Raw genomic sequence first — 15700 nt, forward strand, 5'->3', positions numbered from 1 at the left:
AATGCAGTGCGAATGCTATGGCACCGGGCGGCCTTATGGCCCGGGTGATATATATGTGTGGAGGAGTTATCACATGATTTTCAAGGCAACCCGTATTGCTGTCACATCAGCAATTTTTGGTGCGTCCGCGTTGGCCGCATCAGCACAGGGCTACACCCCAGAAAACGCAGAGTGCATTGCACCAGCTAACCCAGGCGGCGGTTGGGATTTTACTTGCCGTCAAGTTGGACGTTCACTGCAAGAGCAGGACATTCTTGACCACACTATGCAGGTTGTGAACCTTGCTGGTGGTGGCGGTGGTGTTGCGTTTGCCGAAGTCGTTAACAAGCGTAGCGACGAAAACGACCTGATCGTTGCAGCATCTGCAGCTACAGCAACACGTTTGGCGCAGGGCGCGTACCCTGGCAACACAATGGACGAAGTTCGCTGGTTGGCTGCAATCGGTGCTGACTATGGTGTTATTGCTGTTGCAGCAGATAGCGAAGTAGCTGATTTGCCAGCGCTTCTGGATATGATCAAAAACGATCCAACATCGGTTTCTGTTGCTGGCGGTTCTGCCGTTGGTGGTTGGGATCACCTAAAGGTGCTGATCGCGGCTGATGCTTATGGTGTCGAAGACGTGCGTACCGTGAAATACATCGCATTTGATGGCGGCGGCGAAGCGGTAACGCAGTTGTTGGCGGGTTCTGTGCAGGCATTCACCGGCGATATTTCCGAAGCCAAAGGTTTCGTAGACAGCGGTGACATCCGTGTTCTTGCCGTCCTGTCACCAGAGCGTCTGGAAGGCGAATTCGCTGACTTCCCAACTGCGGTTGAGCAAGGCGTTGACGCGATTGGCGCAAACTGGCGCGGGTTCTACGCACCGGGCGACATGTCAGACGAAGCCTATGACGTTTGGGTTTCTAAGATTGCAGACCTCTATGCATCTGACGAATGGAAAGACATCATGGCAGCGAACGGCCTAGCGCCGCTTGATCTGCAAGGTGCTGCGTTTGAAGAATTTGTTTCTGGTTCTGTTGAGCAGATCCAGCAGATTTCTAAGGACATCGGCATCATCAAATAACGGCCACTCATTGACCGTTCTTCCCCCGGGGGCGCTGTAACGGGCGCCCCCAACTTTTTAAGTACTCACCGCTACAGGAGATCCTCATGAGTGATCGTATCTTTGGCGTTGTCGGTATCCTTCTTGCTGTTAGCTTTGCGTTCGCTGCGCTGGCCATCGAAGAAAGTTTCCTGTCTGACGCTGTTGGCCCAAAGGCCTTTCCCCTTATTGTTGCCGCGGTTCTTGGGATCAGTTCCCTTGTTATCGCTTTGAAACCGGACGCTGCCCCGGAATGGCCCAGCCTTGATCGGCTGGTCGAAATCGGTGCCGCCGCTGTTGTGATGGTTCTTTATGCTGAACTGTTACCCGTATTGGGCTTTGTCATCGCGACCGCACTTGCCGCGACCTATCTGACTTGGCGTTTGGGTTCTGGCCCTATCGCTTCGGTCGTGACCGGGTTGGGCACGTCGGTTGGCATCTACGTTGTATTTCACCTTGTGCTGGGGCTTTCGCTCGCACGTGGTCCTCTTGGCTTTTAACGGAGACTGAAAATGGAAACTTTTGCGTCTCTTGCCGATGGTTTTGCCATCGCGCTGACGTGGCAGAACATTCTGCTTGCGCTACTTGGGTGCTTTTTGGGTACGATTATGGGCGCCCTGCCGGGTCTTGGCCCATCAAATGGCGTGGCGATCCTGATCCCACTTGCGTTTACGCTTGGCCTTGGCGCCACGCCTTCGCTGATCTTGCTGACTTCGGTCTATTATGGGGCGATGTACGGTGGGCGGATTTCGTCAATCCTGTTGAATATTCCCGGCGACGAACCTGCGATGATGACCTGTCTTGATGGCTATCCCATGGCACAAAAAGGCATGGCAGGGCAGGCGCTGTCACTGTCTGGTATCGCGTCATTTGTCGGTGCGTTTTTTGCGACTTGGGGGCTGATCTTTCTTGCGCCGCAACTGGTGAAAATCGCGCTATTGTTTGGTCCTGCTGAATATTTCGCGTTGTTCGCGCTGGCGTTTATGACGCTAGGCGGCGTGTCATCAACAAACCAAGCAAAGTCAGCATTCGCTGCTGCGCTGGGCCTTGGGCTTGCGATGATCGGCGTGGATACACAAACGGGCGTCCCACGTTTCACATTCGGCGAAGTCCACCTGTACGACGGTTTGGATTTCCTAGTTGCGATCGTTGGGCTGTTTGCATTGTCCGAGGTGTTCATCTTTCTTGAAAAACGCCACGGCGCAGCCGATGCTGACAAGAAAAAGGTTAAAGTGGGTCGTTTGACACCGCCTTGGTCGATGATCAAACAGACGACACCAACCATGCTACGCAGCACTGGTTTGGGTTTCTTGGCAGGCGTTCTGCCAGGGGCAGGGGCATCGCTCGGGTCATTCATTTCCTATTCTATGGAAAAACGGCTGGTCGATAAGGACAAAACATTCGGCACAGGCGACCCACGTGGTATTGCTGCTCCAGAAGCAGGTAACAACGCCGCTGCCGGTGGTGCACTGGTGCCAATGCTGGCGCTGGGCGTGCCGGGTTCTGGTACGACGGCGGTGTTGCTGGCGGTTCTACTGTCACTGAACATCACGCCGGGTCCGCTGTTGTTTAGCCAAAACCCTGACGTTGTTTGGGGCCTGATTGCAGCGCTGTTCATTGCTAACTTTATGCTGCTGGCGATGAACATCCCAATGGTTGGCTTGTTCACTCGGGTGCTGATGGTGCCACCGCGCATCCTGATGCCTGTGGTCGCAATGGTTAGTTTCGTCGGTATCTACGGTATCTCAGGTTCATCGTTTGACCTGTTGGTGATGATTGGCTTTGGTATCATGGGCTGGGTCTTGCGTAAGCTGGACGTGCCGCTGGTGCCGATCATCTTGGGTACGCTGTTGGGCAACACGATGGAAAACAACCTGCGTCGCGCGATCACCATCTCAAACGGAGACTGGATGACCCTGATCGACAGCCCGCTGTCTATCGGCCTATGGGTGATCGCGATAATCGGCTTTATCCTACCGCTTGTTATTGGTCGCCGGGTAAAGGCACAAATGCACGCAAAAGCGGGCGAAGAAGGCACAATCTCGGATTAAGGTAACGGTTTGGGCAGACGTGAAGATGGCTGCCCAAACCATTCCCTATCCGGATTTTGGCGGTCGCGAGCAGCCCTATGGGCCTTACTCTAGGATGCCGCGATCATGCTGGGCGATAGTCGGAGATTCGCGGGGGTCAATATCGTGCTTCTTTAAGAGTAAATCTAAATAGCTGTTTTCTGGTGGAATGCCGTCATACATAAATGCACAAAAGCGTTTGATAGGTGCCCAAAGGTGAATACAGCGTGTATCTTCGGTCAAATGATTGCGGGTCAGCATTGGGCGTTTTAGGAAAATCCTACGGTCGGCAAAATGGACAGGGTAATACACATCGGTACTACGTGCGTATTTGTTTTCGCCAGTCTGTCGCAAAAATGCGGTAACGCCAAGCGGCCCCCAAATACCCCATGGCATCTCTGAAACATGCATTGGGTTACCTGCGGCCGCACGCTCTTTTATGCCAACTAAACGTTTGCGAGGCAGCCATTCAGGGATGGGATACTCATCTCTCGTGAATTCAAGAAGCCCCTGCAGCGCCGGAGATTCACAAGGCATCCGCAAAATCGCCCCGTTGATCTGTCCTTCACCCTTCTCGCTCGAGCGCGTTTCGTAGCCGAACACATGACTTTCCCCACGAGGGAATGGTCGCACCGAATATACATCTGTATCAACGTAAATGATGTCAGGGTCTTTCGCTATCATGTGGAAACGGAAAAGATCCGAGAATAAAGCAACGCTGCCAGATTTCTCATGAGTAATGAACCTGTCTGTCGGCAGAACTGCATTAGCATCGCGAACTTCGACACCCTCAGGAATGCCTTTAACTTCACCATACGTATACAGAATCGTTTGGTGTCCTTGGTCAATGAATGATTTGAGGCACAACTGTTCAAGCCATGTAAGCGAACCGCCAATCCAAAGTGCGCCAACTGGAGGAAGATCGGCCATAGTGTTACCCTGTCACATAATAGTTAAATTCGAGAATAATCTCTAGCCGAAGATCGATTTTGTCACAAGAAGCTTGCCTGCGGTCGCTGTTGCAATGTTTGAAAGCTACTTGATGCAGGGTAGCAAAGATGGGACAACCTCCTGACTTTGGTAAATGAATAGGTGCATGGTGGATAAGGAACGCTTTCTCGTTGTGACGACAATGAAGAATGAAGGGCCGTTCATGCTTGAATGGATCGCTTTTAACCGTGCGATCGGTTTTGATGATTTCATAATTTACACCAACAGCTGCGATGACGGTACAGATGCAATTGCGATGCGTTTGGAGGAGTTGGGACTTGCTGCGCATATCGACAACAACAAGCGAAAAATCGGCCGGAACGGAAATGAATTGTCCCCCCAATTGGCGGCGCTGCGCTTGGCGCCGCGGCATGAAAAATACGCCGCAGCGGATTGGGTCATCTGTGCTGACGTTGATGAGTTTCTGAATATTCGTTGCGGGACATCATTGCCAGATTTGGTAAACGCGAGCGGCCCTGCGGATGCGATTTCGATCTGCTGGAAGCTGTTTGGAAATGATACGCGCCGTAACTATGAAGACGTCCCAATTACCGAACAGTTCTTTGGATGCGCACCTGAAGACAAGATCAACATCTATCGCGAAGCGGGTGTGAAAACCCTGTTCCGGAATAATGGGGCATTTGAACGCATGGGGGTACATCGCCCGCGCGTTAAAAACCACAAATCGTCTGATCCAAACCTGAAGCCAGTCTTTGATGGGATCACATGGCGTGATGCGGGCGGCAACACCACAGACCCAAGCCAGATTTCATGGCGTACATGGAAAGGCTTTAAACATGATCATGCGCGTCTGCATCACTATGCCGTGCGCAGTGCAGACAGCTTTTTGGTAAAACGTGATCGGGGTCGTACCAACCATGTGAATATGGATCAGGGGCAAGAATACTTTGACGCTATGAATGCGAACTATGAACGTGATTACAGCATCTTAAACCATGTGCCCGGCATGTTGACCGAGCTGGCAAAGCTGAAATCTGACAAAGTCCTGAACGATCTGCACGCTGCCGCCGTTGAATGGCACCGCGCCAAAATTGCGGACATTAAGTCGCGGGACGATTGGGGTGATTTTATCGAGATGACCTATAACCATAGTGGGCAGGCCCGCAGCGCAGAAAAACCCAAGGATTAGTCACAAGGCGCACTAATGCACGCGCACGCCTTGTGACTTTATTATTTTTTGCACCGCCGCGATATCGATATGCGCGAAATCGCAATCGTTTTTGACTGACCAAGCGGCTGCGACGCCCGCGCCTTGTCCCGAGACAGCGCAACAGGCCATGTTCCGGGTCGCAGCATGTGCAATCCGATCTCCGCCGATAGCACGCCCCGCGACAATCAGGTTTTTAACGCCTTTTGGTAACATCGACCGATAGGGGATTTGCATGTAGCGGCCCGTGGTCGGAATGATCAAAACACCATACCCGTCGATGAACTCTGGATAGATACCGATACTGTCGTCAAACCGTCCTTCGTGGCGCGCATCGCTTTCGGTCATATTATACACTGCGTCGATCTTGCGAGTGTCGCGGATACCAATCGACATACCGAAATTACGTAGCCGCATTGCGGTGCAGCCGGGTGTGTAGTGGCGAAGCGCATCGATGGCGAGCATGGCTTGCTTGCGCCCTTCGATTTCAAATTTGGTCATACTGTCGGGGTCTGTGCCATCACAACCCGCAAGATGTACAAGGTTCATATACGTCATTTCGCCGCTATCATGTACTGCGCCCCACGTGCCGCCAATGGTATTCAGGTGGGCGGGGATGATGCCGTCGTTGATTGCTTGGGCAAATGGTTTAGCAAGAAAGGGGGAAAACATTTCGTCTGATTTACCGTCAGATTCGACCTGCCACTCGCCAGTCGACCAATCACGATAAGTTTGCGGGTCAGATTTAACACCCGCCATAAACGCGGCCTTATCGACGCCTGCGACGTGAAACATGACGCTGGCGGCTTGCATATCTTCGACCGGGGTTTTGATGGTTGGTGCGCCTGCACGTTGTGCAATATCTGCATCGCCTGTCGCATCAATCACGCGTCTGGCGAGGATGGCTTCGCGACCAGATTTTGATTCAACGATCACACCTATAATGCAGTTCGCCTCCATGATCGGCGCAACGAATTGACGGTGTAGCATGGGGTGAATGCCGGCCTCTTCGATCAGCTTGTCAGCGACAAGCTTAAAACCTTCGCTATCCAATTCGTAGCTAAGTGATTGGCTTTCAGGAACTGCGGCGCCCATGGTTTTGGCGCGTTCTTCGAACTCCCGGCCGATGCCACCTGCCTCGACCGTGGCTTCGTGCCGGTACCATGCGAAACCTTCAACACCGACGACTGTGATGTTGCCACCGAAGCAACCGAACCGTTCAAGTAGGGTCACATCAACCCCACAACGCGCAGCGGCCAATGCCGCGGCTAAACCTCCGGGTCCAGAGCCAACCACCAATACATCCGTCGTATGAATGACGGGTGTTTTGCGGGCGGGTTCGGTGATTGTTTTGCAGGGCAAAATAGGCCTCTTTGGTTGGTGACGATACAATGATCATCATTTCCGCATGCGCTAGTAGGTCCACAATTATGGAATTGGGCACGCCAGATTGGGCGTATATGTATTTTTAGATGGTTTGCACTGATAAACAAATGCGTATCAGTGCAAACCAGTCCTATGTCCGTGAGCGGCTATTGTTGTGGTTCAGTTGACGTTGGTGGAGATTTCGAAAAATGTCGGACGATCACGTAGAACGACGGTACCATAAAGATACCAATGACAGTGGCCGCCAGCATTCCGCCCAGCACACCAATACCGATTGCGTTTTGAGCGCCCGCGCCCGCACCCGAGGCAATCGCCAACGGCGTTACGCCAAGGATAAACGCAAGTGACGTCATCAGAATTGGTCGCAACCGCAGGCGCGCTGCTTCTAACGCGGCTTGCGTTGCTGAGCGTCCATTCATTTCTAATTCACGTGCGAATTCAACAATCAGAATGGCGTTTTTCGCCGCCAGTCCGATGGTCGTCAAAAGCGCAACCTTGAAGTAGACATCGTTTGACTGCCCAAACAACCAAGCAGCAACAAGCGCACCAAGCACACCGACCGGAACGGCCAGCATAACCGACAATGGAATTGCCCAGCTTTCGTAAAGCGCCGAGAGGCACAAAAACACGACCAGCACAGAGAGCGCGTAAAGATACGGTGCTTCGTCGCCGGATTGACGTTCTTGATAGGACAAATCCGTCCAGGCAACGCCCCACCCGCCATCCATCTGCGAGACGAGTTCTTCAATGGCATCCATCGCTTCGCCAGAGGATACACCCGCGGCTTCGGACCCAGAAACAGATACTGCCTGCAACCCATCAATCCGCGAAAGGCTGGGGGCAACCGGCGCCCATTCCGTTGTGATGAACGCTGAAAACGGAACCATTTCGCCACTGCTGTTACGTGCATACCAGCGATCAATATCTTCTGGCTGCATGCGTGCGTCTGCGGTGCCCTGAACAACAACGGGGCGCAGCGATGTTCCTAGTTGGAAGTCATTCACTGAGTTCCCAGAAAAGATAGTGGCCAGCATGCTGTTCACATCCGATAGCGAAACGCCCATCGCTGCGGCTTTTTCTTGGTCGATAACCAGCTTGAGCGCCGCTTCGTCATCGGATGCACCGTTGCGCAGGTTGGTCGCGCGTCCATCTGCTTCTGCGAGGTCGACCAATTCATCGGCAGCAGCGAACAATGCATCGGTGCCAGCAGAGGCCTGATCAACAAGATACATTGAAAACCCGGACGAGTTCCCGAGGCCCTGAATTGCAGGGGGCTGCATAAACATAATTTGCCCAGCACGTGACGACCCGAATTTTGCGTTGGCACGCGCAGCCACCGCTGTTGCCGAAAGGCTTGCGTCTGTCCGTTCGTCAAAGTCACGCAGTTTGATGAAAATCATCGCCGCGTTCTGGCCAGTCCCGCTAAATCCAAAGCCCATGGCCACAAAGGTTGCTTCGACGGCTTCGGATTCATCATTCAATAGATAGTCTTCGACGTCTTTCACCACGGCAAGCGTAGACGCGGTGGTCGACCCTTCGGTTAGGTTGATCATTGTCATAAGCACGCCTTGATCCTCAGTCGGGAGGAATGAGGATTCAATGCGTGTATACACCTGCCACGCGCCAATAATGACGGCTGCAAGCACCAATAACATCGCAAATGGGCGTAATAGGATGCGGCGCAAGATGGCAACATATCCATCCGTTGCCGCGCCAAATCCACGGTTGAAAGCGCGCGCTGGCGCAGCCAGTCCCGTTTCGGGACCATGGGGTTTCAATAGTGTAGCACATAACGCGGGGGTAAGGATCAGCGCGACCGCTGCGGAAAGGACCATCGCAGTGATGATTGTTGCTGAAAACTGTCGGTAGATAACACCTGTTGAACCGCCCGAAAATGCCATTGGCAGGAATACAGCAGAAAGCACGAGCGCGATCCCAATGAGAGCCCCTGTAATTTGCCCCATGCTTTTTTCGGTCGCTTCCAATGGGCCTAAACCGTCTTCGTGCATCACGCGTTCGACGTTTTCAACAACCACGATCGCGTCATCAACCAGCAGGCCAATCGCCAGCACCATGGCGAACATCGTCAGTGTGTTGATGGAGTACCCAAGAACACCAAGCATCCCAAAGGTTCCCAAAAGAACGACGGGCACAGCGATAATAGGAATGAGCGTCGCGCGCCAGTTTTGCAGAAAGATCAAGATGACCAGAAAGACGAGCCCGATTGCTTCGATCAGTGTATGTTCGACCTTTTCAATTGATAGTTCGACAAAAGGTGATGTGTCATATGCGTACGACACCTCGACCCCATCAGGGAGCGCGCTTTCCAATCCTGCAATGGTTTCCCTTACAGCTGCTGCGGTGTCGACCGCGTTAGCACCAGAGGCAAGATTAACCCCAAACCCTGCGGCATTCGCGGTGTTGAAACGTGAATCACCGCCGTAGCTTTCTTGGCCAATTTCGACGGTAGCCACATCACCAAGCCGGACTGTCCGGCCTTCTGTTGTCGTCGTTAGGTGAATGCGTTCGAACTCTGCTACTGTGGTCAGCTGGCTTTGGGCCGTGACTGTTGCGGTGAATTGTTGCCCTTGCGTGACTGGCTGGGTGCCCAAGGATCCGACGGATACCGTAGTATTTTGCCCCTGAACCGCGCTGACGACATCCGTGGGGGTAAGCGAAAATTGGGCCAAACCCAGAGGATCAAGCCAAATACGCATAGCATATCCAGAGCCAAAGCTGTTGATGCCACCGACACCCTCGGTCCGGGTCACAGCGCCTTCGACGGTCGAGGACAGAATGTCGCCAAGCTGAATGGTGTCATAGCGGCCATCGGTTGAAACCAGCGCACCGATCAAAAGAATGGACGACGACGATCGCGATATGGTCAACCCAGAGCTTTGTACCGCATCTGGCAGGCGACGAGTGACTTGATCGACGTTTGATTGAACGGTGTTTTGCGCATCAACGGGATCGACACTATCGTCAAAGGTTAACGACAGGCTGGCGCTGCCTTGGCGGGATGACGAAACGGTATAGAGCAGCCCGTCAATACCGGTTAACCCATCTTCGATGACTTCAGTGACGGATGATTGCACCGCTTCGGCTGTCGCACCGTCATATGATGCCGAGACACGGATCGTTGTTGGCGCAATGTCAGGGTACTGTGACACTGGAAGCTGAAGCATTGAATAACCGCCAGCAAGCATGACGACAATCGCAAGCACCCAAGCGAAAACTGGGCGGTGAATGAAAAACCGTGCCATGTTTATTGCTTTCTGTTTGTGTCGTCAGCGCCGGATGGCGTGTCAATCACCGCACCGTCAGCATTAATCGTAACCGGGACAGTCGTGACCTCTGCACCGTCTACAAGATTAGAAAGGCCGTCGATGACCAATAGGTCGCCAACTTCTGCCCCCTCAGTCACGACCCAACTGTTATTATAGCTGCCTGACGATGATAGTGTGACTTGCTGCGCGGTTCCCTCGCGTACAATAAACGCTGTCAATGCGCCATTCGAGGCACGGCTGGTCGCGCGCTGCGGGACAAGCGTGGCTTTGGTTGTTCCGAATGTAATGTCGACACGCAAGAATTGCCCCGGCATGATCAGACGGTCTGGGTTGTCGAACTGCACTCTTAGATCAAATGTACCAGTGGTCGTCGAAACAGTTGTTCCGGGCGTGATAAGAGACCCTTCACCCAAGTAAACCGAACCATCCTCTAGCGTAAGCGAAATCTCTAGCTTATCGCCAACGGTCAGGTTTCCGGTTTGGATGCCATCGCGGACACGCAGACGTGCAGCAGAGCTATCGCTAACGTCGATATAGATTGGGTCCAATCGGGTCACGCTGCCTAGTGGATCGGCTTGGTTAGCAGTGACTAACGCTCCGACGGATATCTCTGGTAAGCCGCCGATGCCATCAATTGGGCTAACCACGGTCGTGTGGTTTAGATCTAGGATCGCAATATCTAGCGCCGCTTGTGCCGCGGCGACGTTCGCCTTTGACGCAGCAGCGGTTGCTTCAGCGGCTTGCAAGTCGGCCTGCGTTACTGCCGCGCTATTTTGTAGGCTGCGATAGCGGTCAAGGCTGGCTGTTGACGTGGTCGCGTCCACTTGCGCGCTTGCAAGGGCGGCTTCAGCAGATGCAACGGCTGCCCGGTAAGATGCATCTTCGATTTTAAACATAGGGTCGCCAACCTTGAGCGGCGCCCCCGGTGTGTACAGAATTGCTTCGATCAGGCCACTGACGCGAGGGCGCAAATCAGTTTCTTCAAATGCAACAGCGCGTCCGGGCAGGGTACGCACATAAGGTACGTCTTCGGAGGTGAGTGTGATTGTTCCCACTTCGGTTGGGCCTTGTGCGTTGCCGCCGGGCGGCATGCCTTGCGCATGAACAGGGGAAGAGAAAAGTAATAAAAACAAGGTAAGCAGTGTGACTGATGTCCCTTGAAATGAGTTGCGACCAGTCGATTTCATGGTGGTTCCTAACGCGATGTGTTTTCACTAATACGCATAGAAATGCAGTTTCCGTCGGGAAAGCTGAAATAAACTTGGCGTGTTTTCCTGACACGAATTCTTTGCGGTTCGGTTCTAGCTATGTGGTGCTGTTTCCCGTAAACTGTGTTTTGGGGGCGCTCTAATTGGGTGCAATAAGATTAAATGAACGATATTCAACGCGCGCGCGCGAAGCTATCGGGGACACTGGCGAATTGTAGCCTGTTTTCGGGTATTTCCGACGACGAGCTGTCAGTGATAGCGCAGAAGATGGATGTCATAGCAGCGCCGCGTGGTCGTTTAGTTATGCAGCATGGCGATTTCACTTCCGAGACCTATTTTTTGATTTCCGGTGGCGTGATTGGTCAGTTGGTCGCGGACAATGGTCGCGAGATACTCTTTACGGAAATCGCTGTTGGTGGCTATTTCGGAGAGCTTGCAGCATTAGATGGTGCAGCGCGTTCAATCACGATTTCCGCCAGTGCTGACTGTGTTTTTGCAAAGTTGAGCGGCGCAAAATTTCGCGAAATTTTGTTGGCACACCCGCAAACGGCAGTCAATTTGGCGACAGATTTGGGTGCGCAGTTACGGGGCATGAATGAACGTGTCTTTGATCTTGTGGTGCATAGCGTTGAAACACGGGTCAGCATTCGCCTCATGCAATTGGCCCAAGCCCAAGAACAGTTGATCCAAGGCGGTGTGATTAACGATGCCCCAACCCGAGAAGGGATGGCGAACTTTGTTGGATCAAACAGAGAAGCCGTGAGCCGCGCTATCGCAAGGTTAAACAAGGCTGGCATTATCGAGACAATGCACAAGAAGGTCGTCATTCTAGATCTTGATCGTTTGCTAGAGTCTGCTGAGGGCACGGCGCAGTAGCATGCATCAGTTTGTATCAGACTCATTTTGCGTGGCCTCGTGCCCCAGCGCACAGATTTGCTGTGTGCCGGTCTGCATACACCACGTGTAACCAGTAGTACGCACGACAAAGCCATGAAGGGCGCATGTCGTGCGTTTGTTTTCATTGAGACATTTAACCAGCGGGACCTCAGATGAACCGATCAGACAAGCACAAAAAAATCGTATCGACACTTTCGGCATTTCACCAAAAGGAGAAGGGCGAAGGTCGTATGGACTTGGACAGAAGCAAAGGGTCTACTTCGCTGGCAGGCTGGTTTCTAGGTCCGCTTGCTGAAAACGAAGATGTGCTTAGCCGATCTGTTGGGCGTGCGGTCGAAGCGCACTGTAATGCGCGCCGGGAATATGGTGCTCAGTTCGGTGATCCGGCTTATGTTACGCCTGAAATCAAAAAGTCAGATACCTATCGCGAGACGATTTCAGCGCTTGATACCAAGCTTGATGACCTACTAGGTGCGTTGCACGGTTCGATCCCGCTTTCCAGCTATCGCAATCAGTCGCATATGTACTGGGATATCACGATGCCTGGCGCGATCGGTTATTTTGCTGCAATGCTGTATAACCAAAATAATGTTGCTGCCGAAGCGTCGCCCGTCACGACTCTGCTCGAGATCGAAGTGGGGAAAGATTTGGCGCGCATGTTGGGGTATACTGTTCCCGCAGATGGCGACCAAACCAGTACCACTCCGACGCCTTGGGCACATATTACCTGCGATGGGTCCGTCGCAAACGGAGAGTCGATGTGGGCTGCGCGCAACTTGAAATACATGCCAATCACTTTGGCGGAAGCGATCCGCAATGAACCCGACCTTGCGGCTGCAAAAGATGTAGAGGTCACGCTTGCTGATGGGCGGTCTAAGAAACTTCTCGATCTAGATTGTTGGGAGCTTTTGAATGTTGCGATTGATGACGTCATCGCTTTGTCGCCGCGTATGCAGTCTCAGTTTGGCGTAACGCCTGCAGCGATTGCGGCGGCATTAGATAAATATTCGGTGCAAAACCTTGGTCTAGCTGAATACCAGCAGCGATTTATATCTAGGGACGTTCAAAGTCTCCCGGTGGTGCTGGCCCCATCGACGGCGCATTATTCATGGCCCAAAAGCGCGGCATTGATTGGCCTTGGCGCAAATCAGTTATGGCGTATTGATGTCGATCTGGATGGCCGTATGCGCATGGATCGTTTGCGCGAAGTTCTGCAAGATTGCTTAGATAAAAAACGCCCTGTGATCGAGGTGGTTGCTGTCATTGGGTCCACGGAAGAAAGCGCAGTTGATCCGCTTGCGGATATTGTCGATCTTCGTGATGAGTTCCGCAAAAAAGGGCTCGAGTTTTCGTTACATGTGGATGGCGCTTGGGGCGGGTATTTCGCGTCGATGCTGCGTGACAGCAAAGAGCCGATCGACCCCAAACAAGGCGGCGCCCTAGAGCAAACCCCTGCAATGATAATGAGCGACTATGTTGTGCGGCAGTATCGCGCATTCCAGCATGCTGATACGCAGACAGTTGATCCGCATAAGGCCGGGTTTATTCCGTATCCTGCCGGTGCGCTTTGCTATCGAAATGGCGCGATGCGGGACATGATCACATTTACCGCGCCTGTTGTGTATCACGGTGGCGTTGATCCAACCGTTGGGGTTTACGGTATCGAAGGGTCTAAACCCGGTGCCGCTGCCGCTGGCGTGTATCTATCCCATGCGATGATCCGCCCCGACAAATCCGGCTATGGCAAATTGCTGGGGAAATGCATCTTTAACTCTAAGCGTCTGTATTCTGAATTGGTGACGCATGACGGTGCCGACGACATTATCAAAGTGGTGCCTTTCCAACGCCTACCTGCACAAAAGGCCGGAGAAGACGCAGAGACGGTCGCGCGTCAAATAAAATATATCCGCGACCACTTTGTGAAACCGCAAAACGATGAATTGGTTGCCTTGTTTGAACGCGACAAAGACGCGCTTAAACTGTTCCAAGAATTGGGATCAGACCAAAACATCGTCACCTATGCGGTCAACTTTAAGACAAAGGACGGCTGGAATTCCGACGTTGCCCTTATGAACCATCTAAACACAGCCATTTATCAAAAGCTGTCGATTAGTACATTTGATGGCGGTGTTGTGCCGGACAAGCCGATGTTTGTCACTTCATCCGCGTTTGATGTCCCAAGCTATGGGCAGGAGTTTGTTGATGCATATGCCGCGCGCGCAGGCCTGAAGCCGACCAATGGTTCTTCCATGTCATTCTTGATTTCAACGACGCAAGATCCTTGGGTTTCCGCAACCGAAGATGGCAATTACATACCAAAGGTTGTTTCTAGTTTTGTAGAGGTCGCTAGGGTTGCTGCTATTGAAATTATGGAAAAAAATGGGCTTGTTTGGGAATAAAATGATGCTTATCCAAAATTGAACGGAAGATAGCCTTTGGCATTCTTCCGCAAATTAGGGGGATGGAGAATGCTGAAGGTTGTCATCGGATGGAGTGACGAACCCGACACTGGGGAAGCCACGAAATTTGCTTTGGATATGGCGGTCGCGTCTCTGGATGGGCAATCCGCGCAAGCTGCAATGGTTTACGCTGGGGTTGATTTTGACTTGGACGTTGTTGCCAAGGAAATCAACGCGCGCTTCCCAGAATTGTTGGTCGTTGGATGTACTACCGATGGTGAGATCGCAGGTGGTGAGGGCTTTTTAGAAGACAGCCTTGTTATTACTCTGTTCGCATCCGATAGCATTCAGTTCACCGTTGGAATTGGACGCAATGCAATTGCTGACCCTCTGACGGCTGCCAAAGATGCGGTTGCGATGGCACAGTCAAGTTCAGAAATTGCGCCGTCTCTTTGCATTTCGTTGCTGGAAGGTTTGGGAACAAATATCCACCATCTTGTTGAAGGGATACGGAGTGCCGTAGGTGCAGATGTGCCCGTTGTCGGTGGTGCCGCTGGTGATCAGTTGCGTTTTGAAGGCACGCGTCAGATGTGCGGTGACGTTGTCACAAGCGATGCTGTTGTCGTTTTGATGCTGCACGGGCCACTTGTCATCTCGACGGGTGTTTCGACCGGCTACACACCGTTGGGCCAATCCCATCCAGTTACCAAGGCAGACGGCCCTGTCGTCCATCAGATTGATCACCGTCCTGCTGCAGACCTTTATGCTGACTATTTGCAGCAACCATCGATCTTTTACCCACTCGCTGTTCAAGACGAGACTCGGCAATCGCTCGTCCTTAGCTCACCGCTGAACTTTGATGCTGATACTGGGGCTATTCACATGGTGAACCCTGTTGCGCAGGACAGTATGGTACAGCTTGCGACGGCATCACGCGAAGAAATTGTGGATGCGGCCCGGAATTCTGTTGGGCAAGCATTTGCTGGTTTCGGTGAAGGGAAAGTTGATGCTGCACTGTTGTTTTCTTGTGCAGGACGCCGTGCGACGCTTGGGACACGCACCGGCGAAGAATATGCGGCCATTAAGAATGTTATCGGAGAAAACGTTCCGACAGCAGGTTTTTACTGTTACGGTGAAATCGCACCCGACTTTAATGGTGGCCAGCCTTTGACACACACGAATGCGTTTGTCGCGGTGTTATTAGGTACGCCCTAG

At 52.6% G+C, this 15700-nt stretch carries 11 protein-coding genes; 7 read left to right on the top strand and 4 right to left on the bottom strand.

What is annotated here, in order from left to right:
- The first annotated feature begins 73 nt into the window (after window positions 1–73).
- The 3 genes from CYQ09_RS15060 to CYQ09_RS15070 all read left to right on the top strand — a co-directional run bounded on the left by CYQ09_RS15060 (window position 74) and on the right by CYQ09_RS15070 (window position 3132).
- Window positions 74–1063, top strand: coding sequence for a Bug family tripartite tricarboxylate transporter substrate binding protein (locus CYQ09_RS15060; protein WP_106746226.1), 990 nt, complete (start codon window positions 74–76; stop codon window positions 1061–1063).
- Between the two features lie 86 nt (window positions 1064–1149).
- Window positions 1150–1581 (top strand): tripartite tricarboxylate transporter TctB family protein, encoded by a 432-nt coding sequence (locus CYQ09_RS15065; protein WP_106746227.1) that lies wholly within the window; start codon window positions 1150–1152, stop codon window positions 1579–1581.
- 12 nt (window positions 1582–1593) lie between these two features.
- Complete coding sequence (locus CYQ09_RS15070; protein ID WP_106746228.1) at window positions 1594–3132, top strand: tripartite tricarboxylate transporter permease; 1539 nt, start codon at window positions 1594–1596, stop codon at window positions 3130–3132.
- A gap of 84 nt (window positions 3133–3216) precedes the next feature.
- Here CYQ09_RS15070 and CYQ09_RS15075 read toward each other — a convergent pair whose 3' ends face one another.
- Window positions 3217–4080 (bottom strand): hypothetical protein, encoded by an 864-nt coding sequence (locus tag CYQ09_RS15075; RefSeq protein ID WP_106746229.1) that lies wholly within the window; start codon window positions 4078–4080, stop codon window positions 3217–3219.
- Between the two features lie 166 nt (window positions 4081–4246).
- Here CYQ09_RS15075 and CYQ09_RS15080 point away from each other — a divergent pair, with 166 nt between their 5' ends.
- The gene (locus CYQ09_RS15080) at window positions 4247–5290 is read left to right on the top strand and encodes a glycosyltransferase family 2 protein (protein WP_106746230.1); all 1044 of its coding nucleotides are present in this window, start codon (window positions 4247–4249) and stop codon (window positions 5288–5290) included.
- 12 nt (window positions 5291–5302) lie between these two features.
- Here CYQ09_RS15080 and CYQ09_RS15085 read toward each other — a convergent pair whose 3' ends face one another.
- The 3 genes from CYQ09_RS15085 to CYQ09_RS15095 all read right to left on the bottom strand — a co-directional run bounded on the left by CYQ09_RS15085 (window position 5303) and on the right by CYQ09_RS15095 (window position 11168).
- The gene (locus tag CYQ09_RS15085) at window positions 5303–6670 is read right to left on the bottom strand and encodes an FAD-dependent oxidoreductase (protein ID WP_106746231.1); all 1368 of its coding nucleotides are present in this window, start codon (window positions 6668–6670) and stop codon (window positions 5303–5305) included.
- A 170-nt stretch (window positions 6671–6840) separates the two neighbouring features.
- Complete coding sequence (locus CYQ09_RS15090; protein ID WP_106746232.1) at window positions 6841–9957, bottom strand: efflux RND transporter permease subunit; 3117 nt, start codon at window positions 9955–9957, stop codon at window positions 6841–6843.
- 2 nt (window positions 9958–9959) lie between these two features.
- Window positions 9960–11168, bottom strand: a complete 1209-nt coding sequence (locus CYQ09_RS15095) for an efflux RND transporter periplasmic adaptor subunit (protein ID WP_239495968.1) — start codon at window positions 11166–11168, stop codon at window positions 9960–9962.
- Window positions 11169–11351: 183 nt separating this feature from the next.
- Here CYQ09_RS15095 and CYQ09_RS15100 point away from each other — a divergent pair, with 183 nt between their 5' ends.
- From CYQ09_RS15100 to CYQ09_RS15110, 3 genes are all read left to right on the top strand, one after another.
- Complete coding sequence (locus CYQ09_RS15100) at window positions 11352–12065, top strand: Crp/Fnr family transcriptional regulator (protein WP_106746233.1); 714 nt, start codon at window positions 11352–11354, stop codon at window positions 12063–12065.
- 173 nt (window positions 12066–12238) lie between these two features.
- Window positions 12239–14485, top strand: coding sequence for a pyridoxal phosphate-dependent decarboxylase family protein (locus tag CYQ09_RS15105; protein ID WP_106746234.1), 2247 nt, complete (start codon window positions 12239–12241; stop codon window positions 14483–14485).
- Window positions 14486–14554: 69 nt separating this feature from the next.
- The gene (locus CYQ09_RS15110) at window positions 14555–15700 is read left to right on the top strand and encodes an FIST signal transduction protein (RefSeq protein WP_106746235.1); all 1146 of its coding nucleotides are present in this window, start codon (window positions 14555–14557) and stop codon (window positions 15698–15700) included.

The organism is Yoonia maritima, assembly GCF_002933395.1.
Classification (GTDB): Bacteria; Pseudomonadota; Alphaproteobacteria; order Rhodobacterales; family Rhodobacteraceae; genus Yoonia; species Yoonia maritima_A.